At 63.6% G+C, this 24598-nt stretch carries 25 protein-coding genes; 21 read left to right on the forward strand and 4 right to left on the reverse strand.

Annotated features, from left to right (window positions below; genetic code table 11):
• Window positions 1-39 precede the first annotated feature (39 nt).
• From ACVILI_RS31415 to ACVILI_RS31435, 5 genes are all read left to right on the forward strand, one after another.
• Window positions 40-1038 carry an aldo/keto reductase gene (locus ACVILI_RS31415; protein ID WP_038649769.1) on the forward strand — a complete coding sequence of 333 codons (999 nt, stop codon included), beginning with the start codon at window positions 40-42 and terminating at the stop codon, window positions 1036-1038.
• 330 nt (window positions 1039-1368) lie between these two features.
• Window positions 1369-2364, forward strand: a complete 996-nt coding sequence (locus ACVILI_RS31420) for an ABC transporter substrate-binding protein (protein WP_019861265.1) — start codon at window positions 1369-1371, stop codon at window positions 2362-2364.
• A gap of 156 nt (window positions 2365-2520) precedes the next feature.
• Complete coding sequence (locus tag ACVILI_RS31425; protein ID WP_038653376.1) at window positions 2521-4074, forward strand: sugar ABC transporter ATP-binding protein; 1554 nt, start codon at window positions 2521-2523, stop codon at window positions 4072-4074.
• Complete coding sequence (locus ACVILI_RS31430; RefSeq protein WP_019861267.1) at window positions 4071-5039, forward strand: ABC transporter permease; 969 nt, start codon at window positions 4071-4073, stop codon at window positions 5037-5039. The genes ACVILI_RS31425 and ACVILI_RS31430 overlap by 4 nt, the downstream gene beginning before the upstream one ends.
• Before the next feature lie 64 nt (window positions 5040-5103).
• Window positions 5104-6120: a zinc-binding alcohol dehydrogenase family protein gene (locus ACVILI_RS31435; RefSeq protein ID WP_038649772.1), complete on the forward strand. Its 1017-nt coding sequence runs from the start codon at window positions 5104-5106 to the stop codon at window positions 6118-6120.
• A 15-nt stretch (window positions 6121-6135) separates the two neighbouring features.
• Here the strand turns inward: ACVILI_RS31435 and phnF are convergent, their stop codons facing one another.
• Entirely contained in the window at window positions 6136-6885 is a 750-nt protein-coding gene (gene phnF, locus ACVILI_RS31440) for a phosphonate metabolism transcriptional regulator PhnF (RefSeq protein WP_019861269.1), read from the reverse strand.
• Window positions 6886-7006: 121 nt separating this feature from the next.
• On the opposite strand from phnF, the gene phnG reads away from it, so the two are divergent.
• The 13 genes from phnG (at window position 7007) to phnE (ACVILI_RS31505) (ending at window position 17917) form a co-directional block, all read left to right on the forward strand.
• On the forward strand, window positions 7007-7468 hold the full coding sequence (gene phnG / locus ACVILI_RS31445; RefSeq protein ID WP_038649775.1) for a phosphonate C-P lyase system protein PhnG: 462 nt from the start codon (window positions 7007-7009) through the stop codon (window positions 7466-7468).
• Window positions 7468-8079, forward strand: a complete 612-nt coding sequence (gene phnH / locus ACVILI_RS31450) for a phosphonate C-P lyase system protein PhnH (protein WP_038649778.1) — start codon at window positions 7468-7470, stop codon at window positions 8077-8079. Before phnG ends, phnH begins: the two co-directional genes overlap by 1 nt.
• Before the next feature lies 1 nt (window position 8080).
• Window positions 8081-9193, forward strand: coding sequence for a carbon-phosphorus lyase complex subunit PhnI (locus ACVILI_RS31455; RefSeq protein ID WP_038649781.1), 1113 nt, complete (start codon window positions 8081-8083; stop codon window positions 9191-9193).
• Window positions 9190-9609: a FosX/FosE/FosI family fosfomycin resistance hydrolase gene (fosX, locus tag ACVILI_RS31460; RefSeq protein WP_038649784.1), complete on the forward strand. Its 420-nt coding sequence runs from the start codon at window positions 9190-9192 to the stop codon at window positions 9607-9609. Before ACVILI_RS31455 ends, fosX begins: the two co-directional genes overlap by 4 nt.
• Window positions 9606-10505, forward strand: coding sequence for an alpha-D-ribose 1-methylphosphonate 5-phosphate C-P-lyase PhnJ (locus tag ACVILI_RS31465; protein WP_038649787.1), 900 nt, complete (start codon window positions 9606-9608; stop codon window positions 10503-10505). The genes fosX and ACVILI_RS31465 overlap by 4 nt, the downstream gene beginning before the upstream one ends.
• The gene (gene phnK, locus ACVILI_RS31470) at window positions 10502-11278 is read left to right on the forward strand and encodes a phosphonate C-P lyase system protein PhnK (RefSeq protein ID WP_013892928.1); all 777 of its coding nucleotides are present in this window, start codon (window positions 10502-10504) and stop codon (window positions 11276-11278) included. Before ACVILI_RS31465 ends, phnK begins: the two co-directional genes overlap by 4 nt.
• A gap of 2 nt (window positions 11279-11280) precedes the next feature.
• The gene (phnL, locus tag ACVILI_RS31475; RefSeq protein WP_038649790.1) at window positions 11281-11988 is read left to right on the forward strand and encodes a phosphonate C-P lyase system protein PhnL; all 708 of its coding nucleotides are present in this window, start codon (window positions 11281-11283) and stop codon (window positions 11986-11988) included.
• Window positions 11985-12602: a DapH/DapD/GlmU-related protein gene (locus ACVILI_RS31480; protein ID WP_027047411.1), complete on the forward strand. Its 618-nt coding sequence runs from the start codon at window positions 11985-11987 to the stop codon at window positions 12600-12602. Before phnL ends, ACVILI_RS31480 begins: the two co-directional genes overlap by 4 nt.
• A gap of 85 nt (window positions 12603-12687) precedes the next feature.
• Window positions 12688-13398 (forward strand): DUF1868 domain-containing protein, encoded by a 711-nt coding sequence (locus tag ACVILI_RS31485; RefSeq protein WP_027047412.1) that lies wholly within the window; start codon window positions 12688-12690, stop codon window positions 13396-13398.
• A 233-nt stretch (window positions 13399-13631) separates the two neighbouring features.
• Window positions 13632-14489 carry a phosphonate ABC transporter ATP-binding protein gene (phnC, locus tag ACVILI_RS31490; RefSeq protein ID WP_038649793.1) on the forward strand — a complete coding sequence of 286 codons (858 nt, stop codon included), beginning with the start codon at window positions 13632-13634 and terminating at the stop codon, window positions 14487-14489.
• A 148-nt stretch (window positions 14490-14637) separates the two neighbouring features.
• Window positions 14638-15546, forward strand: a complete 909-nt coding sequence (gene phnD, locus ACVILI_RS31495; protein WP_019861278.1) for a phosphonate ABC transporter substrate-binding protein — start codon at window positions 14638-14640, stop codon at window positions 15544-15546.
• A gap of 55 nt (window positions 15547-15601) precedes the next feature.
• The gene (phnE, locus tag ACVILI_RS31500; RefSeq protein ID WP_038649796.1) at window positions 15602-16573 is read left to right on the forward strand and encodes a phosphonate ABC transporter, permease protein PhnE; all 972 of its coding nucleotides are present in this window, start codon (window positions 15602-15604) and stop codon (window positions 16571-16573) included.
• A gap of 3 nt (window positions 16574-16576) precedes the next feature.
• Window positions 16577-17917 carry a phosphonate ABC transporter, permease protein PhnE gene (phnE, locus tag ACVILI_RS31505; RefSeq protein WP_038649799.1) on the forward strand — a complete coding sequence of 447 codons (1341 nt, stop codon included), beginning with the start codon at window positions 16577-16579 and terminating at the stop codon, window positions 17915-17917.
• 75 nt (window positions 17918-17992) lie between these two features.
• Here the strand turns inward: phnE (ACVILI_RS31505) and ACVILI_RS31510 are convergent, their stop codons facing one another.
• The 3 genes from ACVILI_RS31510 to ACVILI_RS31520 all read right to left on the reverse strand — a co-directional run bounded on the left by ACVILI_RS31510 (window position 17993) and on the right by ACVILI_RS31520 (window position 21356).
• Window positions 17993-18844, reverse strand: coding sequence for a sugar phosphate isomerase/epimerase family protein (locus ACVILI_RS31510; protein ID WP_038649802.1), 852 nt, complete (start codon window positions 18842-18844; stop codon window positions 17993-17995).
• 215 nt (window positions 18845-19059) lie between these two features.
• Window positions 19060-20247 carry a Gfo/Idh/MocA family protein gene (locus ACVILI_RS31515; RefSeq protein WP_038649804.1) on the reverse strand — a complete coding sequence of 396 codons (1188 nt, stop codon included), beginning with the start codon at window positions 20245-20247 and terminating at the stop codon, window positions 19060-19062.
• Window positions 20248-20300: 53 nt separating this feature from the next.
• Window positions 20301-21356, reverse strand: coding sequence for a sugar phosphate isomerase/epimerase family protein (locus tag ACVILI_RS31520; protein WP_038653379.1), 1056 nt, complete (start codon window positions 21354-21356; stop codon window positions 20301-20303).
• Between the two features lie 401 nt (window positions 21357-21757).
• Here ACVILI_RS31520 and ACVILI_RS31525 point away from each other — a divergent pair, with 401 nt between their 5' ends.
• Genes ACVILI_RS31525 through ACVILI_RS31535 form a run of 3 tightly spaced genes read left to right on the forward strand, consistent with a single transcriptional unit; the run spans window position 21758 to window position 24597 of the window.
• Window positions 21758-22645 (forward strand): sugar phosphate isomerase/epimerase family protein, encoded by an 888-nt coding sequence (locus ACVILI_RS31525; protein ID WP_019861286.1) that lies wholly within the window; start codon window positions 21758-21760, stop codon window positions 22643-22645.
• Between the two features lie 60 nt (window positions 22646-22705).
• Window positions 22706-23875: a mandelate racemase/muconate lactonizing enzyme family protein gene (locus tag ACVILI_RS31530; protein ID WP_038649807.1), complete on the forward strand. Its 1170-nt coding sequence runs from the start codon at window positions 22706-22708 to the stop codon at window positions 23873-23875.
• Window positions 23876-23877: 2 nt separating this feature from the next.
• Window positions 23878-24597 carry a FadR/GntR family transcriptional regulator gene (locus ACVILI_RS31535; RefSeq protein WP_019861288.1) on the forward strand — a complete coding sequence of 240 codons (720 nt, stop codon included), beginning with the start codon at window positions 23878-23880 and terminating at the stop codon, window positions 24595-24597.
• The last annotated feature ends 1 nt before the right edge of the window (window position 24598 follow it).

A 24598-nucleotide genomic window follows, 5' to 3' on the forward strand; every position in this document is an offset into this window, starting at 1 on the left:
TGCCAGGCTGGACAGCGGCCGGCGACGGGGAGGGTTTGCATGGAAAAACGCCGCATCGGCAAGACGGCGCTCGAGGTCACCGAAGTCAGCTTCGGCGGCGCCGCGATCGGCGGCCTGTACCGCGCCTGTCCACGCGAGGCGGCGATGGAAACGCTGCAAGGCGCCTGGGACGCGGGCCTGCGCTATTTCGACACCGCGCCCTTCTATGGTTTCGGCCTGTCGGAACGCCGCTTCGGCGACTTCCTGCGCTATAAGCCGCGCGATTCCTACGTGCTGTCCACCAAGGTCGGACGCCTGTTCCGCCCGGTGCCTGAAGGCCAGGTGCCCGATCACTCTTATGTCGATCCGCTGCCCTTCGCGCTCGATTACGATTATTCCTATGACGGCATCATGCGGTCGGTCGACTTCAGCTATGCGCGGCTTGGGCTGAACAAGATCGATATCCTGTATGTGCACGACATCGGCGCCTACACGCATGGCGTCGAGAAGAACAAGCTACACTTTCGCCAGCTGATGGATGGCGGGCTCAAGGCACTTGAGGAGCTGAAGCGGGCCGGCGCGATTTCCGCCTACGGCCTCGGCGTCAACGAAGTCCAGATCTGCCTCGACGTGATGCGCCAGGCCCCACTCGACTGCATCCTGCTCGCCAGCCGCTATTCCTTGCTCGACCGCAGCGCCGAAGCCGAACTGCTGCCGCTGTGCCGGGAGCAGCAGACATCGCTGGTGATCGGCGGCGTGTTCAACTCCGGCATATTGGCGACCGGGCCGGTGCAAGGAGCGCATTTCGATTACCAGCCCGCCGGCCGCGATATACTCGATCGGGTCGACGCCATGGAAAAGATCGCCGGCGAAGGCGGTTACCCGCTGGCCGCTGCTGCCTTTCAGTTTCCCCTGCACGAGCCGACGGTCGCCACCGTGCTGACCGGCACCGCCAAACTGGCAAACCTGACACGCAACCTCGAACTGCTCGACACCGACGTGCCAGGGGCGGAATACGCCAAATATCGTCCCTACACGGTGGTGCAGAGCCTGGCGTGAAACCGGCGTCCACCAGCCTTGACGGGAGAGGCTCGACTTCACAAACGCGCGACTCCGCGGAAAGAATGAATGTTCCATATTGACTAATGCATGGAATTAATATTCCATGTATTCACGAAACGGGAGCGTTCGGCTGCGTCCAGGGAGGAGCGGCGCGTGAATGTGTCCGTGCCTGACATGGGAATCAGGTGCGAAACACCGCTTGCATCGTCCAGATCGATGCACTATCAAAACAGCGTAAATGTTTTTTATTGATAAAGTTCTGTTTGGGCCACGCCTATCCGAACGGAGCTTCCGTAACGTTCACCGGGCGACTTAGGGAGGAATCCTATGAAATTCGTGACCAGCATTCTCAACCGCCGCGCCGTCATGGCCCTGGCAGCAGCGTCGATGCTCGCCGGCGTCATGCACTCGGCGCCGGTTTCGGCGGCGGATGTGACTATTCCGATCATCGTCAAGGACACCACGTCCTTCTACTGGCAGATCGTGCTCGCCGGCGCCCGCAAGGCCGGCAAGGATCTCGGCGTCAACGTGCCGGAACTCGGCGCCCAGGCTGAAACCGACGTCAACGGCCAGATCTCCATCCTCGAGAACGCCGTCGCCGGCAACCCGGCCGCCGTCGTCATCGCGCCGACCGAAGCCAAGGCGCTCGGCAAGCCGATCGACGAGGCAGCGGCCAAGGTCAAGGTCATCGGCATCGACTCCGGCGCCGACTCCAAGGCCTTCACCTCGTTCCTGACCACCGACAACGTCCAGGGCGGCCGCGTCGCCGCGGACGGTCTTGCAGCAGCCATCGGTGCGGCCAATGGCGGCAAGGTCGAAGGCAAGGTCGCCCTCATCACCGCACTCCCTGGCGCCGGCTCGCTCGAGCAGCGCGCCCAGGGCTTCAAGGAACAGCTCAAGGCCAAGTATCCCGGCCTCGAGCTGATCGCCGACAAATATGCCGACGGTCAGGCCACCACCGGCCTCAACATCGCGACCGACCTGATCACCGCCAATCCGGATCTGAAGGGCATCTTCGCCTCCAACCTGATCATGGCGCAGGGCGTCGGCCAGGCGATCGCCGAGAACAAGCTTGCCGGCAAGGTCGGCCTGATCGGCTTCGACAGCGACGAGAAGCTGATCAAGTTCCTGAATGACGGCGTCATTTCCGGCCTCGTCGTCCAGGACCCCTACCGGATGGGCTATGATGGCATCAAGACCGCGCTCGCCGCCTCGAAGGGCGAGAAGGTTGAGGCCAATGTCGACACCGGCGCCAACCTCGTCACCAAGGCGAATATGAAAGAACCCAAGATCGACGCGCTGCTCAACCCGAAGCTCAACTGAGCCTTAGGCGCAACCGCACAGTTTCCGGGGCCTCGCGCCCCGGAAACGACAGTCATATCGCTTGGAAATCCGCCAGCCTGGGCTAGGTTGCTCTGGATGGCATTTCAAAGCCTCGCCGCATGCCAAATCGTGAGGCCAATCTGGGAGGAGGATGTCATGACATCGACGGCGCAAGAGCTGCACCCCGCCCCTGTGCTCGAGCCCGGCAGGACGATCCTCGAACTGCGTGGCCTCGAGAAGAAATATCCGGGCACCCATGCGCTGAAGCCGGTGACGCTGGCCTTCAAGTCGGGCGAAATCCACGCCATCGTCGGCGAGAACGGTGCCGGCAAATCCACTCTGATCAAGCTTCTGACCGGCGTCATGCCGCGTACCTCCGGCGATGTCATCTGGGAAGGCAAGCCCGCGCCGCTGGCGACCCCGCATGAGGCGATGGCGCTCGGCATCAACGCCGTGCACCAGGAAGTCGTGCTTTGCCGGCATTTGACGGTTGCCGCCAACATGTTCCTCGGCGAGGAGAATTCGCGCTTCGGCATCCTGCAGCAGCGCGCCATGGTCAAGGAAGCGCAGAAGATCATCGACGATCTTGGCTTCGATCTGCCGGCGCATGTCGTGCTCGGCGACCTCACCATCGGCCAGCAGCAGCTGATCGCCGCCGCCCGCGCCACCGTGCGTGGTACCAAATTCCTGATCTTCGACGAGCCGACCGCCTACCTCACCCGCAAGGAGGCCGACCAGCTCTTCACCCTGATCCGCCGCCTGAAGTCCGAGGGCGTGACCATCATCTACATCAGCCACCGCATGGAGGAAGTCTTCGAGCTCGCCGATCGCGTCTCCGTGCTGCGCGACGGCACGCTGGTCGGCACCAGAAACATCGCCGAGACCAACGATGCCGAACTGGTCAAGCTGATGATCAACCGCTCGATCGAGCAGGTCTATCACAAGGAGCACTTCACGCCGGGTGCCGCGATCGTGGAAACCAGGAACCTGTCGGGCAAGGGCTTCGAAAATGTCTCGATGACGGTCCGCGCCGGCGAGATCGTCGGGCTCTACGGGCTGATCGGCGCCGGGCGCAGCGAATTCGTCACCACGCTCTACGGCCGCCATCGCAAATCGGCCGGCCAGATCCTGTGGGAAGGCAAGCCGGTCCAGGTCAATTCGGAGCATGACGCGATCAAGCTCGGCATGGCGCTAGCGCCGGAAAGCCGCCGCGACCAGGGCCTTTGCCTCAATTTGCCGGTCGGCCTCAATCTCAACCTGCCGATCTACAAGCGCATCTCCAAAAACATGTTGATCTCCGGCGCGCAGGAGAAGACCCAGGCCGACCGCCAGATCGCCGATCTCCGCATCAAGACGCCGACACGCCACGCGCTGGCCTCCAGCCTGTCGGGCGGCAATCAGCAGAAGATCGTCATCGGCAAATGGCTGGCGCATGGCGCCAAGCTGTTCATCTTCGACGAGCCGACAGTCGGCGTCGATGTCGGCACCAAGGCCGAGATCTACCGGCTGTTCGGCGCGCTCTTGTCGAAGGGCGCCGGCATCATCCTGATCTCGTCCTATCTGCCGGAAGTCTATGAGCTGGCCGACACGCTGCATGTGTTCCGCCGCGGCAAGCTGGTGGCGACACACGGATTCCGCACCGCCGATCACGAGGAAATTCTCACACAGGCGCTCGCCGAGAAACAAGAAAAGCTGGGAGGAAAGATATGAGCACCGAGGCGATTCCTGCCGAAAAACCCAAGCGCAATTACAACGCCCTGTTCGGGCTGACGCTGCTGGCGCTGCTGGTGCTGCTCTGGGTCATCCTGTCGCTGTCGACATCGAGCTTCGCCTCGGCCAACAACATTTCGAACCTTCTGCGTCAGGGTTCGATGATCGCCATCCTGGCGGTCGGCCAGACCTTCGTCATCATCACCGGCGGCATCGATCTGTCCGTCGGTGCGGTGGTCGGCTTCGCCACCGTCATTGCGGCGATGCTGATCAATGCCGGCATACCCGTCTTCCTTGCCATCCTGATCACGCTGCTGGTCGGCGTTGCCATCGGCCTGTTCCACGGCTTCGGCATCGTCAAGATGGGCCTGCCGCCCTTCATCATCACGCTGGCGACGCTGACCTCGCTGCGCGGCATCGGCCTTCTGATGACCAACGGCAACTCGATCTCCATCAACAATGATGCCTTCCAGGAATTCTCGCGCAACTCCTTCCTCGGCGTGCCCAATCTGTTCTGGATGGTGATCCTGGTCGGCATCCCGGCCTACATCTTCCTGCATCACAGCCGCTGGGGCCGCTATCTCTTCTCGGTCGGCTCCAACGCCGAGGCGTCGCGCCTCTCCGGCGTCAATGTCCAGCGCACCATCTACATGGCCTACACGCTGTCGGGCCTGTGCGCGGCCTTTGTCGGCGTGCTCCTGGCCTCGCGCATCGGCATCGGCAACCCGACCCAGGCCGAGGGCTGGGAACTGCAGGCGATCGCGTCCTCGGTCATCGGCGGCACTTCGCTGTTCGGCGCGGTCGGCTCGGTGCACGGCCCGCTGCTCGGCGCCTTCATTCTCGCCACCATCAACAACGGCGCCAACCTGCTCAACGTCAACGCCTTCTGGCAGCGCATCATCACCGGCGTGCTGATCATCGTCATCGTCTATTTCGACGGTCTGCGCCGCCGCGGCGGCAAGTGACCACTGCTGAAATCGATCTCCGGCCCGGCATGAAGACGGGTCGGAAACCCAACTGGACTGAAACATGAAAGCCGTTATCTGCCGCTCGCCCGGGGAGCTCGTCCTGGAAGATCGCCCCGCGCCCGGTGCCCCCCCTGCCGGCTGGGCACTGGTCGCGGTCAGCCATGTCGGCATCTGCGGCACTGACTACCACATTTTCGAGGGCAAGCACCCGTTCCTCGCCTACCCCCGCATCATGGGCCATGAAGTCTCCGGCACCGTCATCGAGACTGGCGAGGGCGTCGACCTTGCCATTGGCGAACCGGTCGTCATCAACCCCTACCTCTCCTGCGGCAAGTGCATCGCCTGCCGGCATGGCAAGCCGAATTGCTGCGTCAAGATCGAGGTGCTCGGCGTCCATCGCGACGGCGCGATGTGCGAACGCATTCTTGTCCCGGCGCAGAATCTCTATCCGGCCAATGGCCTGTCGCTGGCCGACGCAGCCGCCGTCGAATTCCTGGCCATCGGCGCGCACGCCGTACGTCGCGCCCGCGCCGATCCCGGCGCCCGCGCGCTGGTCATCGGCGCCGGCCCGATCGGGCTCGGCAACGCCATCTTCGCCCGCATTGCCGCGCTCGACGTAACGCTGCTCGACATGAGCAGTGAACGCCTCGCTTTCGCCGAAAACGAACTTGGTTTCAGTATCCTCGACGGCTCGCGCGGAGCGGTGCCGGACCTGGTCAAGGAAGCGACATCAGGCGAAGGCTTCGACGTGGTCTTCGACGCCACCGGCAACACCCGGTCGGTGCAGTCGGCCTTCGCCCATGTCGCGCATGGCGGCACACTGGTGCTCGTCAGCGTCGTCAAGGACGACATCGTCTTCTCCGATCCGGAATTCCACAAACGCGAAATGACGCTGGTCGGCAGCCGCAATGCCTTGCGTGCCGATTTCGATCATGTCGCGGCCTCGATCCGCAACGGCGCCGTGCCCCTGGCCAAGCTCGTCACCCACCGCACCACGCTTGCCGATACGCCGGGCGATCTCGCCCGCTGGGCGCACGAGAAATCCGGCCTGATCAAAGCGGTGATCGAGGTCGGATAGTCGGCAGAATCCGGCTCACAGCGCCGACAGCTTCAGTTCCACCCGTTCGGCCGGAAAGCGCGACTCCGAAAACTGGATCGGTCGCCCGTCCGGCGTGATGTTGACGGCCACCGTGACCAGCACGATGGCGCCTGGCTGAAGGTCGAGGTCGGCGAGATCGGCCGCATCGGCATGGCGCGCCGACAGCACGGTCGACTGCCTGAGATAATCGTCTATGCCGAAGCGGGCCAGCGATGCGGTGATCGAGCCAGTCTCTGCCATCGCCTTGTCGATGCCGGCAAAGCGCCTGGCATCGAACCAGCCGGCAGCGCGCGACACAGGCCGTCCATCGGCTTCACCGCGTGTCTCCAATCTGATCACCTCGGTCGCCCTGGCCAGTCCAAGACCCTCAGCGACACGCTGACTGGCCGGCTCGACCGATGAGGAAAGCAGCACGATGTGGCGTTCCGAGGTCTGCCCCTGCAGGCCTGTTGAAAAGCGTGTGCGCGCGCCGATCGGATAGGACAGCCGCTTGCGCGACAGCACGAAGGTGCCACGCCCCTGCTCTGCCCGCAGCACTCCTTCCTGCACAAGTGCGGATATGGCGCTGCGCACCGTGTGACGGTTGACGCCATAACGCTCGGCGAGCGTCACCTCCGGCGGCAGCGCGGCATTCTCGGCGAAATCGCCGGTGGCGATCGCCTGCAGGATCCTGTCGGCGATCTGCCGCCACAGCGAGACGCCGCTGCGCCGCTCGATACTGTCGGCTTCCTGTCGCCCGATCATGAATTGCCCCCGGCCATCTATCCCCTGTCATCCACCCGTCATGGACTCGCGTTAGGTAATATGTATAATTTGTATAGTTGTCTATATCAATAGACGAATTTAGCAAAGAGGAATACTGCCGATGCGAGGACAGGAAGCCCGCGACCAGGCCGAGCGCAAGGCCGCCATGGCGACGCTGGCGCAATCGAGTGGCGACGACATCGTCCGGCTCTGGAACGAAGCTGGCCTGCCTTCGCAGGCCGAGCTGCTGCGCGGCCCCGAGACCGGGCTGGTGACGCTGTGCGGCCGCATCGGCGGCGGCGGCGCGCCGTTCAATGTCGGCGAGGCGACCGTCACCCGCGCCACCGTCAGGCTACCGTCCGGACAGGTCGGCCATTGCTACGCGCTTGGCCGCGACAAGCAGAAGGCGAAGCTCGCGGCGATCGCCGACGCGCTCTGGCAGGACCCTGCCCGCCGGACCGAGGTCGAGACCAGGCTGATCGGGCCTTTGAGGTCGGCGCTCGCCACTGCCCAGGAAAAACGCCGTGCCGAGACGGCGGCAACGAAGGTGGATTTCTTCACCATGGTTCGCGGAGAAGACTGATGGATATCGCAGCGCAATCGATCGAGGGCGGCTTTGCCGATCCGGTGTTCAACGCCCAGACGGTGTTTCGCGCGGTCATGGACGCGATGGCACGGCCGGGCAGCGTGCAGCCTTTGCCGGCCCTGGCCCGCCCGCCGACGCCACTCTCGGCAACCGCCGGGGCCGTGGCACTGGCGTTGTGCGACAACGACACGCCGCTCTGGCTCGACCCCGCCTTGCACGTCTCCGCCGCGATCGATTCCTGGCTTGGTTTCCACACCGGCGCGCCGCTGGCCAACACGCCTGCCGACGCGCATTTCGCCTTTGTCGCCACGCCGGCCGAGATGATGGCGCTCGACGGCTTTGCGCAGGGAACGCAGGACTATCCCGACCGGTCGACCACCCTGATCCTGCAGGTCAACGACCTCGTTTCAGGCACTCCGTTGCTGCTGGAAGGGCCTGGCATCGAAACCAGCGCCACGATCGCGCCGGCGCAGATGCCGCGTCATTTCATCGAGCAATGGAAGCAGAATATCCAGCGCTTTCCGCGCGGCGTCGACATCATCCTCGCCACCGCTGAAGGCATAGCCTGCCTGCCGCGCACCACGCGCATCAAGACGATGGAGGCATAGGATGTATGTCGCGGTAAAAGGCGGCGAAGCCGCTATTCGTAACGCCCACAGCCTGCTCGCCGATCGCCGGCGCGGCGACCGTTCGGTGCCGGCCCTGCGCCTCGACCAGATCGTCGAGCAGCTGGCGCTCGGCGTCGACCGGGTGATGAGCGAAGGCTCGCTCTACGACCTGGAGCTCGCCGCACTCGCCATCGTCCAGGCGCGCGGCGACATGATTGAGGCGATCTTCCTGGTGCGCGCTTATCGCACCACCCTGCCGCGCTTCGGCTACAGCAAGCCGATCGATACCGGCGCCATGCTGGTCGAGCGGCGCGTCTCGGCAACCTACAAGGACCTGCCCGGCGGCCAGCTGCTCGGGCCGACCTTCGACTACACGCAACGGCTGCTCGATCCCGAGCTTGCAGCCGGCTCTGATGTCGCCCAACCGCTGCAGCGTGAGAGCGAAGCGCAAGCGATGCCACGCGTCTCGGCGATCTTGGCCCGCGAAGGCTTGATCGAACCGGATGGCGACATGCCGCAGGACCATGTCCCCGGCGACATCACCCGCGAACCGCTGGAATTTCCGATGGCGCGCGACATCCGCCTACAGGCGCTGTCGCGCGGCGATGAGGGCTTTCTGCTGGCGCTCGGCTATTCCACCCAGCGCGGCTATGCCCGCAACCATCCCTTCGTCGGAGAAATCCGCATCGGCGAGGTTGAGCTGGAACTGGATGTTCCCGAACTGCCCTTCCCTGCCCCGCTCGGCACGGTGCGGGTCACCGAATGCCAGATGGTCAACCAGTTCAAGGGCTCGGCCAAGGCGCCGCCGCAGTTCACCCGCGGCTACGGCCTGGTCTTTGGCCAGAGCGAGCGTAAGGCGATGGCCATGGCGCTCTGCGACCGCGCGCTGCGCGCCTCCGAGCTTGGCGAGGACATCATCGCCGCCGCCCAGGACGAGGAATTCGTCATCTCGCATTCCGACAATGTCCAGGCGACCGGCTTCGTCGAGCATCTGAAGCTGCCGCACTATGTCGACTTCCAGGCAGAGCTGGACCTCGTGCGCCGCATGCGCGCCGAACATGAGGCCCGTGAGAACCCCGCCAAGGTCGACGAAAAGCGGGAGGCCGCGGAATGATCGAAGGCCTGTCCCACATGACCTTCATCGTCCGCGACCTTGAGCGGATGACAAGGATACTCGAGGGCGTCTTCGACGCCCGCGAGGTCTTTGCCAGCGACGCCGCGCAGTTTTCGCTGTCGCGCGAAAAATTCTTCCTGATCGGCGACATCTGGATCGCCATCATGCAAGGCGAGAAGCTGGCCGAGCGCAGCTACAACCACATCGCCTTCAAGATCGATGACGACGATTTCGACCGCTACGCCGAGCGCGTCGGCAGACTAGGCCTCGACATGCGCCCGCCGCGCCCACGCGTCGAGGGCGAAGGCCGCTCGATCTATTTCTACGACGACGACAACCACATGTTCGAACTGCACACCGGCACGCTCACCGAGCGGCTGGCGCGCTATGCCAAAGGACTTGAGGTCGCATCATGACCGACATCGCCACCTACAACTTCGCCTATCTCGACGAACAGACCAAAAGGATGATCCGTCGCGCGATCCTCAAGGGCATCGCCATTCCCGGCTATCAGGTGCCGTTCGCCTCACGCGAAATGCCGATGCCCTATGGCTGGGGCACCGGCGGCGTCCAGGTCACCGCCTCGATCATCGGCCCCGATGACGTGCTGAAGGTTATCGACCAGGGCGCCGACGACACCACCAACGCCGTATCGATCCGCGCCTTCTTCAAGAAGGTCGCCAATGTCGCTGTCACCACCGATACCGCCGGCGCCACCATCATCCAGACCCGCCACCGCATCCCCGAACATCCGCTGACCGCGGGCCAGGTGCTGGTCTACCAGGTGCCGATCCCCGAGCCGCTGCGCTTCCTCGAACCGCGCGAGACCGAGACGCGCAAAATGCATGCGCTGGAGGAGTATGGCCTCATGCATGTGAAGCTCTATGAGGACATCGCCAAGCACGGCCGCATCGCCACGACCTATGCCTATCCGGTCAAGGTCGAGGGCCGCTATGTGATGGACCCCTCACCGACGCCGAAATTCGACAATCCCAAGATGCACCGCTCGCCGGCGCTGCAGCTGTTCGGCGCCGGACGCGAGAAGCGCATCTATGCGGTGCCTCCCTTCACCGATGTCGTCAGCCTCGACTTCGAGGACCATCCGTTCGAGGTGCAGACCTTCGACCAGCCCTGCGCACTGTGCGCGGCCGAAAATGTCTATCTCGACGAGGTCATCCTCGACGACCATGGCGGCCACATGTTCGTCTGCTCCGACACCGACCATTGCGAGAAGCGGCGTGAAGAGGGCCATCGCGGCCATCTTGCTCCGGAAATCCATCTTGCTTCCGAAAAAATGGAGCCGGCACAATGACCGACGAACCGCTGCTGCGCGTATCGGCGCTCTCCAAATTCTACGGGTCGCGCGTCGGCTGCGACAACGTCTCCTTCGACCTGTGGCCGGGCGAAGTCCTGGCAGTCGTTGGCGAATCCGGTTCCGGCAAGACGACGCTGCTCAATTGCCTGTCGACGCGGCTCTTACCGTCGTCGGGCACCGCCAGCTACCGCATGCGCGACGGCCAGTTCCGCGAGCTCTACCGCATGAGCGAGGCCGAGCGCCGCTTTCTGATGCGCACCGACTGGGGCTTTGTCCACCAGAACCCGGCCGACGGCCTGCGCATGACGGTGTCTGCCGGCGCCAATGTCGGCGAACGGCTGATGGCGGTGGGCGACCGCCACTATGGCAAGATCCGCGCCACGGCGGTCGACTGGCTGTCGCGCGTCGAGATCGAGCAAGACCGTATCGACGACGAGCCACGTGCCTTTTCCGGCGGCATGCGCCAGCGCCTGCAGATCGCCCGCAACCTCGTCACCGGCCCACGGCTGGTGTTCATGGACGAGCCAACCGGCGGCCTCGACGTCTCGGTGCAGGCACGCCTGCTCGACCTGTTGCGTGGACTGGTCACCGACCTCGGTCTCGCGGCCATCGTCGTCACCCACGATCTCGCCGTGGCGCGCCTGCTGTCGCAGCGCATGATGGTGATGAAGGACGGCCGCGTCGTCGAAAGCGGCCTCACTGACCGCGTGCTCGACGATCCGCGCGCGCCCTACACGCAGCTTCTCGTTTCTTCCATTTTGCAGGTGTAACGATGCCAACGCCGCTCGTTGTTTCCGACGTCGCCAAGAGCTTCACCATGCATCTGCGCGATGGCATCAAACTGCCTGTCGTCGCCGGTGTCTCGTTCTCGATCAGGGCGGGCGAATGCACCGTGCTCGGCGGCCCGTCGGGCGCCGGCAAGAGCTCGATCCTGAAGATGCTCTACGGCAACTATGCCGTCGACGAGGGCCAGATCATCGTCAGGCACGAGGACGGACTGATCGATCTCGCCAACGCCAGCCCGCGCACCGTGCTTGCCGTTCGCCGGCAAACGATCGGCTATGTCAGCCAGTTCCTGCGCACCGTGCCGCGCGTCTCGGCGCTCGACGTCGTCGCCGAACCGCTGGTCGAGCGCGGCGAGGAACGCGAGGTTGCACGCGGCAAGGCACGCGCCCTGCTGGCGCAGCTCAATTTGCCGGAAAAACTCTGGGCACTGCCGCCGGCGACCTTCTCCGGCGGCGAGCAGCAGCGCGTCAACATCGCGCGCGGCTTCATCACCGAGCACCCTATCCTGCTGCTCGACGAGCCGACCGCCTCGCTCGATGCTACCAACCGCAACGTGGTGATCGAACTCATCGCCGCCAAAAAGGCGGCGGGCGTCGCCCTGCTTGGCATCTTCCACGATCATGATGTTCGCGAGGCGGTTGCCGACCGCATCATCGACGTCACCGCTTTTGCTCCAGGAAAACTCGCCGCATGACCAGGAAATTGTCGGAGACGCCGCTGGTTCACCCGACGGCGGAGGTACACAATTCGACGCTTGGCCGCTGGACCGAGATCGCCGACCGCAGCCGGGTTTCGGAGAGCGAACTCGGCGACTATTCCTACATGATGCAGGATTGCTCTGTCTGGTGCGCGACGATCGGCAAGTTCGCCAACATCGCGGCAAGCGTGCGCCTCAACGCCACCAACCACCCGACTTGGCGGCCGACGCTGCATCATTTCACCTACCGCGCCTCGGACTATTGGGACGACGCCGAGCACGAGAGCGAATTCTTCGCCCAGCGCCGCGCCAAACGCGTCACCATCGGCCACGATACCTGGCTCGGCCACGGCTCGACCGTCCTGCCCGGCGTCACTGTCGGCGATGGCGCGGCGGTCGGCGCCGGCGCGGTCGTCTCGAAGGATGTCGCGCCCTACACCATAGTCGCCGGCGTGCCGGCCAAGCCGATCCGCGAGCGCTTCGACCGCCGCACCGCCGAACGCTATCAGGCGCTTGCCTGGTGGGACTGGGACCACGCTAGGCTGCGCGCTTCGCTCGACGATTTTCGCGAGCTGACGGCCGAGGCATTCCTGGAGAAATACGAGGGATAGTTCCTCACATTGCCGTCATAAGGGGGCCTGTTCATATCTCTGACACAGGACTCGGACAGGACGCCATCTCCCCAAGGAGATTGCCATGCTCGACACCGTCAGACCCTCGCTTTTCGGATTCTTTGCCGGCACCAACCCGACCCCGCCGGCGCATCTCGGCACGCGCTACGACACCTCGGGCAATTTCCTGACCGAGCCCGGCAACACCGTCGTCAGCCATCTCGTCAGCGGATCGCCTTCCGAAGCCGCCGTGCTTGCGGTGCGCGAGAAGATGCTGGCGATGCCCGACGCCGACCGGCTCGCCTTCACGCCCGTTTCCAGCCTGCATATGACGCTGTTCCAGGGCATCATCGAATATCGCCGCCGCTTGCCTTACTGGCCGCAGGACGTACCGCTCGACACCAGCATCGACGCCATGACCCGCCTCTATCTGGAGCACCTGAAGGGCTTCGAGGGCTTCGGTCCTTTCAACATCAAGGTGATCGAGGTCGTGCCCACCGGTCTCACCGTTGCCGGCGCGACCGACGAGGACGTGCGCATCATGCGTCAATGGCGCGATGCGTTGGCGGTGCCGTTCGGCTACCGGCACCCCGATCATGACGCCTACGTCTTCCACATCACCTTCGCGTATCAGATCCGGCGTCTTGCCGACGACCGTGCGGCAGCATGGCAGGCTCTGTTCGACGATTGCCTGACGCTTTTGACAAGGCAGGCTCCGGTGATCGAGATCAAGGCGCCCGCCTTCTGCGCCTTTCGCGACATGAAGCACTTCGAGGAATTGCTGGTGCTTGGCTGATCGCCGGTCACGCGCCAATGCATGTCGCCCGAAAGTGGCCCCGGTTTTGGGAGAACGACATGCATAAAAACAAAGACCCGAAGCGCGCCGCGTGAATTCGTTTCAGCGCGACGCGCTTCAGCCGTCGCGCCTGTGGAGCGTAACAAAACTGACATGCTGGCGACACGGCAGGTTCATGTGGCTGCGCTAGGCGAGAGCCTGACGATCAACAAGGTCCGGACTGGAACCTGCTCATGTCAGCAAGCTCTGCCACACTCGAAATCCGCGGCGTCAGCCGACGATTTGGCAAGAACACCGCCGTCAGCGACGTCAACATCTCGATCCCGCAGGGTCAGATGGTTGGCGTCATCGGCCGTTCGGGCGCTGGCAAATCGACCCTTCTTCGCATGATCAACCGTCTTGTCGACCCCAGCCAGGGGTCGATTTTTTTTGACGGCGCCGAGGTCTCCCGGTTGCGCGGCTCGCCGCTGCGGCGCTGGCAGCGCGATTGCGCCATGATCTTCCAGCAGTTCAACCTGGTGCCGCGCCTCGACGTGCTGACAAACGTCCTGCTCGGCAAATTGAACCATCGCTCGACCCTGTCCAACCTTCTCGGCATGTTCTCGCGCGCCGAATGCGCCGAGGCGGTCGCCGCGCTCGAGCGGCTCGACATAGCCCGCACCGCGCTTCAGCCCGCCGGCACCTTGTCTGGCGGACAGCAGCAGCGTGTCGCCATCGCCCGCGCCATGATGCAGCAGCCCAAAGTGATCCTCGCCGACGAGCCGATCGCCTCGCTCGACCCGCTCAACGCGAAGGTGGTGATGGATTCGCTGCAGGACATCAATCTGCGCGAGGGCATCACGGTCGTCACCAATCTGCACACGCTCGACACCGCCCGCGCCTATTGCAACCGCATCATCGGCATGGCCGCCGGCAAGGTCGTCTTCGACGGCCCGCCGGAAGAGCTCAACCGCGAGGCCGTGCGCCTCGTCTATGGCGCTGACAGCAATGGCGCAGAGATATCGGAGGCCATCACCTCCACCAGCGTTGCCTTCAAGCAGAAGATTGCCGCATCCGCCGGACCGCTCGAACCCGCATTCCCGGGTTACTGAGCCCATGATCCCGAAAAGTGGAATCCGGTTTTCGGGAAAGATCATGGGCCAAGAAAGGGCGGTTGGGATCGTCCGCCCGCGTCAAGGGCACTTGTCAAGATCAAGAACGCTGCCGGCGCGGGGCCGGAACTTACAGGAGAGACATCAAATGTTCAGGAAGATGGTTTTCAGCGCCGTTTCGGTGCTTGCCATGGCAACCAGCATGGCCCACGCCGCCGACATGAAGGAATTCCGCGTCGGCATTCTGGGCGGTGAAAACGAGACCGACCGGCTGCGCAACTACCAATGCCTGGCCGATCATCTGAAGGCCGAATTCGGCTTCGAGAAGGTCTCGCTGTTTCCTGCCGCCGACTATGACGGCGTCATCCAAGGCCTGCTCGGCGGCACGCTCGACTTCGCAGAACTCGGCGCCTCCGGCTACGCCAGCGTCTATCTCAAGGACCCGAAGGCGGTGACCCCGATCCTCACCACCAAGCAGACCGACGGTTCCACCGGCTATTATTCGATCGGCCTGGCTCTGAAGACCTCGGGCATCACCGACATCAAGTCGGCCAAGGGCAAGAAGCTCGGCTACGCCGATCCGGACTCCACCTCGGGCTACCTGATCCCGCTGACCCAGATTCCGAAGGACACCGGCGCCTCGAACGAAACCTTCTTCGCCTCGACCCAGTTCAACGGCGGCCATGAGAACAATATCCTGGCCGTGCGCGACGGCAAGGTCGATGTCGCGGTCGATGATTCCTCCGGCATCGGCGACTTCAAGAACGGCTTCACCTCCGGCACCTTCCACAAGGTCGTCGCCAAGGGCGCCGTCGACCCGAACGACTTCGTCGAAGTCTGGCGCTCGGGCCTGATCCCGAACGGCCCGCTGGTCGTGCGCACCGCGCTCGGTGACGAGATGACCGCCAAGCTCGCCGCCTTCTTCACCGAGCTGCCGACGAAGGACAAGGCTTGCTTCGAGGGCGTCGAAGGTGGCGATTTCACCGGCTACGTTCCGGTCAAGCCAGACTTCTACAACGTCATCGTCGAAGCCCGTAAGGCAGCCATCGGCGGCTAACGGCGAAATCGGAAAGGGCGGTGCCGAAAGCACCGCCCTTTTTGCATCTCCGATCATGACCCTTTCCGTGACAGCCCCCTCATTGACAGCCTCTTCTGGCGCCCCCCAGCAGATGGCCGATGCCTGGCGACGCCAGACGTCGCTGCGCCGGTTCTATACAGTGCTCGGCGTCGGCCTGCTGCTCGCCGCGCTGCTCGCCAGCATGTGGTTCGCCGACGAAGCCAATGCCGGGCACTTTTTCGACCGGCTGCCGCATATTCTGGATTTTCTGAGCTGGTTGGTCCCAAAGGATTGGAACGACGTCTGGCGGGCACTGTTCGACATCGCCTCGCCGCATGACACCGGCACCCAGGAATACAATTTCCCGCTCGGCCGGATCTATGTCTGGGGCGGTTTCTACATTCCCGAATATTTCGAGCTGATGATCACGACGGTCAATGTAGCCCTGGTCTCGACCTTCGTCGGTTTCATCTTCGCCGTGCCGTTTTCCTTCATCGCCGCCCGCAACCTGACGCCCCATCCGGCGCTGCGGCTGATCGTCAAGCGCTTTATGGAGCTGCTGCGCGCCTTCCCTGAGATCGTCATTGCCGGCCTGTTCGCGGCAATCGTCTCCATCGGCCCGATCGCCGCCATCATCGCCATCGGCCTGCATTCGATCGGCGCGCTCGGCAAGCTGTTCTACGAGATCAACGAGAACATCGACATGCGTGCCGAGGAAGGCCTGCGCGCGGTCGGAGCCAACTGGTTCGAGCGCGTGCGCTTCGCCGACCTGCCGCAGGTCCTGCCCAATTTCATGTCCTACACACTGCTGCGCGTCGAGATCAATGTCCGCGCCTCGACCATCATCGGCGCCGTCGGCGGCGGCGGCATCGGCGAGGAGTTGAAGCTCTCCATCTCGCGCGGCTTCGGCGCCAAGACGCTGGCGCTGGTGCTGCTCTTGTTCACGACCATCTTCATCATCGACCAGTTCTCCGCCTGGCTGCGCCGCAAGCTGGTCGGCGAGCAAGCTTTCATGATGGGGGCGTGAATCATGGCGACCATGACGGCCGAGGAGATACTGTCGATCGAGGAGCGCTATCCGCAAGTGTTCCGGCGGCCGCTGTACAAGCGCTTCGCTCCGCTGTTCCTGTTCATCGGCATCCTGACCTATCTCATCTATGTCCTGTGGTTCTTCAGCCTGCCGCAAGTGCTGCGGGAATCGCACTGGGAGCGTCTGCCGCTGTTCCTGACACAATGGATCAGCTACGACCTGCAACCGGAATTCCGCCTCGACCAGCCTGAGATCACGCCAAAATACCCGCGCTTTTCCGCGCTTGGCGAGAACCCGAACCCCGACTGGGTGATCAAGAATCCGGACGGCACCTTCACCGTGCTGATCGACGGCCCGGCGAAATCCGTGACTTTCGGCAAGGCGCAGGCAACGATCGTGGCCAACGGCCAGACCGTGCCGGTTTCGCTGACCAGCGGCAAGCCGGTGATATCAGGCCCGGTGCCGGACTGGATCGCCGCGCATGACGACGAGGTGGTTGCCAAGATGGGCTTCGTCGGCGAAGTGCGCGTCACCGTCGATCGCGTCAAGGTGCGCAAGCGCTTCCTCGGCTGGGCGAATTTCGTCTTCGACACACGCTCGCCCTTCTTCGGCAAATCGGCGGGAGAGGTGATCTCGCTGATCGTGTCCGGGCCTGATTTGAAGCCGGGCACCTCGAACCTGGCGCTGGCGGGCGACAACATCTGGAACAACGCCCAGTGGCAGCACGGTGACGTCTGGACGAAGCTGCTGCAGACCATCGTCATGGCGTTCCTGGGTACCCTGCTTGGCGGTATCGTCGCCTTCCCGCTTGCCTTCTTCGCCGCCCGCAACATCACGCCGAGCGGTGTGCTCAGCCAGGTCCTGAAACGCTTCTTCGACTTCATGCGCTCGGTCGACATGCTGATCTGGGCGCTGTTCTTCACCCGCGCCTTCGGCCCTGGTCCGCTTGCGGGCAGTGCCGCGATCTTCTTCACCGAGATCGGCACGCTCGGCAAAACCTATTCCGAGGCGCTGGAGAACATCGACGACAAGCCGCGCGAAGGTGTGCTGTCGACCGGTGCCAACGGTCTCCTGGTGCAGCGCTACGGCGTCATGCCGGAAGTCATTCCGGTCTTCATCAGCCAGACGCTCTACCAGTGGGAATCCAACACCCGCGGCGCTACCATCATCGGCGCCGTCGGCGCCGGCGGCATCGGCCTGAAACTGTGGGAAGCAATGCGCACCAATTCCAACTGGGCCAACGTCTTCTACATGGTGCTGCTGATCCTGCTGGTCGTCTTCATCTTCGACAACATCTCGAACTTCCTGCGCCGCCGGCTGAGCCGCACCATCCACGACTAGAACAGGATCCAGGTCGAGCAGGGGTGATAGGCCTGGATGCCATGGTTGGCGGCGGCATCTCGCGAAGAGAGGAGCCTAAGCCGCCTTCTTCCACCCATTCCTGATATGCTTATACCCGTCGCGATAGACAGCTTCCGGGCTCTCGGAAAAATCGCGCCAAACCTTGGTCGCCGCAGCCAGGTCCTTCAGCGACCGCCCGAACGCCTCGATTGTCAGCCAGTCGTCATAGCCGCTCTTGCGGATCGCCGCGAACGTCTCTTTCCACGGAATGTTGCCGCGCCCCGGCACGCCGCGATCGTTTTCCGATATGTGGATATGCACGACATTCCGGCGATGCTTCGTATAGGCGCCAATCGGGTCGGCCTCCTCGATATTGGCATGAAAGGTGTCGTACATCGCCTTGATGTGCGGACGGCCGACGGCATCGATGTGCTCCGAGAGGTCCGCCATCGTGTTGAAAAGATAACATTCGAAGCGGTTCAGCGCCTCCAGCCCGATGGTGACGTTGCGCGTGCCGGCATGGTCGCCGATGGCGCGCTGCGAGGCGATGGAACGGTTCTTCTCGGCGGGGGTCGGCCCGCTGCCGGAAAAGGCGCCGAGCGTCGAATGCAGCGGCCCGCTGAGCGTCCTGGCGCCAAGCGCATCGGCGCAATCAACAGCCCATTTCATGTAAGCGATACCAGCCTTGCGCGTTGCCGCATCGGCCGAGATCAGGTTCATCGAGGGATCGCCCATCGCGGAGACCGCAGTCCGCTCCAGCCCGATGCGATCGAGCAGGTCGCCGAGCTTTTTATAATCGTCCGGCATGCCGGCAAAGATCGGTATCTCGACACCGTCGAAGCCCGTCGCCTTGATGTCGCGAAGCAGAGGCTCATGCTTCTTCGACACCGCCGTCGTCCACAAGAACATGCACATGCCGATTTTCATCGACGCCCTCCCCAATTTGGTAGCGCGTGCTGGCTGTCCCCACCAACTTCGCGCAAACTCCCCCTCATCCGGCCGCTTCGCGGCCACCTTCTCCCCGAGAAGAAACCTAGCGCCGACACCTCCTCTCCCCTCTGGAGAAGGTCGGATTGCCCCGAATTGCCCTTCGCAATTCGGCCGGCAATCCGAGTGAAGAGGCCTTCGTTACCCGCCGGCGCTTAAAGCTTCGTCCACGCGCCATTCTTCTTCGACGATTTCACGCAGGCTTCGATGAAGGCCATGCCTTCGACGCCGTCCTGGATGGTCGGGAAGACGACATCCTTGGCCGGCTTGCCACCCTTCTTGCGCGCCGCACGAATGGCGCGTGCAGCCTCCTGATAGATGTTGGCGAAGCCTTCGAGATAGCCCTCGGGATGGCCTGACGGCACGCGGCTGACACGGCCCGCCACCGGCAGCGCGCCGGCGCCGTTGCGGGTGATCAACTGCTTGGGCTGGCCGAATGGGGTGTACCAGAGATAGTTGGGATCGGCCTGCACCCATTCCAGCCCACCCTTCGAGCCATAGATGCGCAGCTTCAGCCCGTTCTCATGGCCGGGCGCCACCTGGCTCGCCCAGATCATGCCCTTGGCAGGATGCGTCTTGCCGGTGGGCTTGAAGCGCAGCATGACGTTGACATTGTCGTCGAGCAGCCGCCCCGGCACGAAGGCATCGAGATCGGCCGACAGCGAATCCAGCTCTAGCCCGGAGACGAAGCGGGCAAGATTGTAGGCATGGGTGCCGATGTCGCCCAGCGCACCGCCGGCGCCCGCCTGCTTGGGGTCGCCGCGCCATGATGCCTGCTTCTGGCCGGTGGCGGCGAGGTCCTCGGTCAGCCAGTCCTGCGGATATTCCGACTGCACGATGCGGATGTCGCCGAGCACGCCCTTGGCCACCATTTCGCGCGCCTGCCGCACCATCGGATAGGCGGTGTAATTGTGGGTGAGCACGAACACCTTGCCGGTCTTCTCGACGACCGCGGCGAGCTTTTTCGCCTCGGCCAGTGTCGTCGCCAGCGGCTTGTCGCAGATCACGTGGATGCCGGCCTCGAGAAACGCCTTGGCTGCCGGCACATGGACATTGTTGGGCGTCACGATGGCCACCGCCTCGATGCCGTCGGGGCGCTTGGCCTCGGCCTTGGCCATCTCGGCATAGGAAGCGTAGCTGCGATCCGGATCGAGCCCGAGTTCGGCGGCCGAAGCCTTGGCGCGCTCGGGGTTCGCCGACAGCGCACCAGCCACCAGCACGAATTCATTGTCCAGGCGCGCCGCTATGCGGTGCACCGCGCCGATGAAGGCGCCTTGCCCGCCGCCGACCATGCCATAGCGGATCGGGCCGCCTCCCGTTTCCGATTTCGATGCGCCGACCATGTTTTGTCCCTCGTGTCTTGGATACTTCTCCCCTCCGGGAAGGGAAAGCCGTGTCAGATTCCCATCATCGCGCGCAGCACTTTCTTGTCCGTCGCGCCACCGGCGAAGTCGTCGAATGCCTTCTCCGTCACGCGGATGATGTGGTGCTGGATGAAAGGCGCCCCTTCGGCAGCTCCATCCTCGGGGTGCTTCAGGCAGCACTCCCATTCCAGCACCGCCCAGGAATCATAATTGTACTGCGTCAACTTGGAGAAGATGCCGCCGAAATCCACCTGCCCGTCGCCGAGCGAGCGGAAGCGTCCTGCGCGGTTGGTCCAGCTCTGATAGCCGGAATAGACGCCTTGCCGGCCGGTCGGGTTGAACTCGGCATCCTTGACGTGGAAGGCCTTGATGCGCTCGTGGTAGATGTCGATGAATTCGAGATAGTCGAGTTGCTGCAGCAGGAAGTGCGACGGGTCGTAGTTGATGTTGCAGCGCTTGTGGCCACCGACCGCCTCGAGGAACATCTCGAAGGTGGCGCCGTCGAACACGTCCTCGCCGGGATGGATTTCGTAGCCGACATCGACACCATTGTCCTCATAGACGTCGAGGATCGGCTTCCAGCGCTTTCCGAGTTCGGCGAAGGCCTCCTCGATCAGACCGGCCGGCCGCTGCGGCCAGGGGTAGAGGTAGGGGAAGGCCAGCGCACCGGAGAAGGACACCGAAGCCTTGAGGCTGAGATTCTTCGAGGCCTTGGCGCCGAACTTCATCTGTTCGACCGCCCATTTCTGCCGCGCCTTGGGATTGTTGTGGACCGAGGCCGGCGCGAAGCCGTCGAACTGCGCGTCATAGGCCGGATGCACCGCCACCAACTGACCCTGCAGATGCGTCGACAGTTCGGTGATCTCGACGCCGGCATCGGCGCAAATGCCCTTCACCTCGTCGCAATAGGTCTTGGAAGACGCCGCTTTCTCGAGATCGAACAGGCGCACGTCCCAGGTCGGGATCTGCACGCCCTTATAGCCGAGACCGGCGGCCCATTTGGTGATCGCGGCCAGCGAATTGAATGGCGCTGCGTCACCCGCGAACTGCGCCAGAAACAGTCCAGGGCCCTTCATTGTCGTCGGCATCGGCATCCTCCCTCATTGTGTCGCGACCAAGCATAGCGCCGATTGGAAGCAGGGCCAGCCATTTTGGTCTTTTTGCATCGGGCGCTTTGCAGGCACTGCCATTCTGGTATTACCAAATAGGGGAATTTGGTCAAGCCTGGCAATGCATCGATCGAGATCTGCAAATGTCCAAAGCATCGGCATATATCACAATATAATCAACGGAATAATTCGCACAGCAAGTTGCGCATCCGCGCTTCTTGCCGTTCCAGGCAATTTGCTGTAGACCTCACTTCAGGCCCAATTGGTCGAACCAGTTTGCAGGAAAAAGGCTGGGGATGCCTTGGGAGGAACCCTTGCGCCGTCTTTCGGCGGTGCATGTCGAAGGCAGACGATACGGACGAATTTGGGAAGGACAGACCATGCATCTTTCGACGCACAACTGGATGCGGGCGGAACCATTGGAGACGACGCTCAAGCGCATCAAGAAGTTCGGCTATGAGTCGATCGAGATTTCCGGCGAGCCCGAGCAGTACAAGACCAAGGAGACGCGGGCGCTGTTGAAGGAGCATGGCATTCGCTGCTGGGGCGCGGTGACCCTGATGCTGGGCGAACGCAACCTTGCCGCCAAGAACCAGGGTCAGCGCGAGCGCTCGGTGCAGTACGTCAAGGACGTGCTGACCATGGTCAGCGAGCTCGATGGCGAGATCATCACGCTCGTCCCCGCGACGGTCGGCAAGGTCGTGCCGGACGGCACCGAGGAAGAGGAATGGAAATGGGTGGTCGACGCGACCCGCGAATGCTTCACCCATGCCAAGAAGGTCGGCGTCAAGATCGCCGTCGAGCCGCTCAACCGCTTCGAGACCTACCTGTTCAATCGCGGCGCCCAGGCGCTGGCGCTGGCCGACGCGGTCAGCCCCGAATGCGGCGTCTGCCTCGACGCCTACCACATCCATATGGAGGAATTTAACGTCTACGACGCCATCCGTCAGGTCGGAAAGCGCCTGTTCGACTTCCACGTCGCCGACAACAACCGCTTCGCAGCCGGCCTCGGCCAGATCGACTGGCCGAAGATCGTCGCCACCTTGAAGGAGGTCGGCTACGACGGCGCGCTGACCAACGAATTCGTCGCCCCGGTCGACCGCACGCCGGCGGCACCCTATCCCGAAATGGTCGAGCGCCACCCGGTCGATATCTCGCCTGAGCAGCTGAAGTTCATCCAGGACCACGGCTCCAGCGTGCTGACCGAGAAATTCTACACCGACCAGATGCGCATCACCGCCGAAACGCTGCTGCCGCTGATCAAGTAGTCGACGACTGTTGGGAAATTCGCCCTTTCGCCCTGACCGGCGGCGGGGCTGGGGAAAGACATGCGCATCAAGACCGTCCAAGCCTGGTGGGTCCGCATCCCGATCGAAGCCGCTCGGCAGCACCGCAGCGACTTCGGCCAGGTGACGACCTTCGACGCCGCCATCCTGCGCATCGAAACCGATGACGGACTGGTCGGCTGGGGCGAAGGCAAGAACGCTGCCGGCAGCGCCGGCAGCTACGGCGCCCTCGTCCACATGCTGAACCAGGAGGTCGGGCCGCAGCTGATCGGCCGCGATCCGGCCGACATCGGCATCATCTGGGAAATGCTCTACAACGGCGTGCGCCACGACAGTGCCGCCCGCGCCGGCCACGCCATGCCGCAACTGGCGCGGCGCGGCATGAGCATCGCTGCCATCAGCGCCGTCGACATCGCGCTTTGGGACATCCTGGGCAAGTCACTCGGCCAGCCGGTCTGGCGGCTGCTCGGCGGCCGCAAGATCGACCGCATGCAGGCCTATGCCTCGGGCGGCTGGGCGTCCGCCGACGCCATCGGCGAGCAGTTGAAATCCTACATCGCCCGGGGCGGCTTCAATGCGCTGAAGATGCGGGTCGGCGCCATGGATGGCGCCGCGCACATCTCGGCGGCCCGCGTCCGCGCCGCGCGCCAGGCGCTCGGCCCCGATGTTGAGCTGATGGTCGACGCCCACGGCACCTATACGGTGGCGGAGGCCAAACGCTTCATCCACCTCGTCAACGACCTCGATCTTGCCTGGTTCGAGGAACCGGTGATCGCCGACGACAAGCCGGGCATGGCGGAAGTGCGCGCCTCCGGCGCCGTGCCGATCGCCACTGGCGAAAGCGAGGCGACGCGCTATGCCTTCCGCGACCTCGCCGTGCTCAAGGCCGCCGACATCTTCCAGCCCGATCCCGCCTTTTGCGGCGGCATCAGCGAAGCGATGAAGATCGGCACCATCGCCAGCGCCTTCAATCTGCGCTTTGCGCCGCATCTGTGGGCCGGCGCGCCCTGCTTCTTCGCCGGGCTGCATGTCTGCGCCGCCTCGCCGTCGAGTTTCACCGTCGAATATTCACTCGGCGCCAACCCGATGATCCACGATCTGATCGAAGAGACTGTCGAAGCACAGGACGGTATGATAGCGATCCCGGAAAAGCCCGGATTGGGATTCACCGTTTCTGAGCGATTCCTGGAGGCGCACGCGCAACGCAATTGACGATGAAAGAAAAGAACCTTCTCGCGGAACTCGCAGCCTATCTGTTCTCCCACTCGGACAAGGAGAGCGGCCGCACCCCATCCGAACGTGAGCTGGCGGAGCATTTCGCCGTCAGCCGCGGCCAGATCCGCGAGGCGCTGGCCATCCTCGAAGCCATGCGCATCGTCGAGCGGCGCGCCAAATCCGGCATCTACATCGACACCAAGCAGGCGAGCGTCGAGGCGCTGGCGCTGTTCGCGCGCGCCGGCCTGCCGCTCGATCCCTTGCAGATCTACGAGACGGTCGAGTTGCGCAAGATCCACGAGATCAAGGCCGCCGAACTTGCCTGCTCGCGCGCCACCGAGGAGAATTTCGAGCGACTGCGCGAGATCCTCAAGGCTTCCGAGGAACGCATCGCTGCCGGCGAAGGTCTGGCCAAAGAGGACCGCGAGTTCCACCTGGAGATTGTGCGCGCCACCAAGAACAGCGTCTTCCACAACATCTGCAGCGTCTACTATCTGATGGGCGAGCAGCGCCTGCCGATCTATTTCAACGATCCCGAACGCAGCGTGCGTTCGCATGCCGAGCATGTGCAGATCTACGAGGCGCTGCTGCGCCGTGACGGCAATCTCGCCCAGGCACTGATGAGCGCCCATCTGCAAGGGGCGGAGAGCTACTGGAAGGGCCTGATCGAGGGCGGCAATGCGGCTACGCCCGCGAGCCCGGCGCTCGAAAAGGCCTGAG

Source organism: Mesorhizobium sp. USDA 4775 (genome assembly GCF_054062655.1).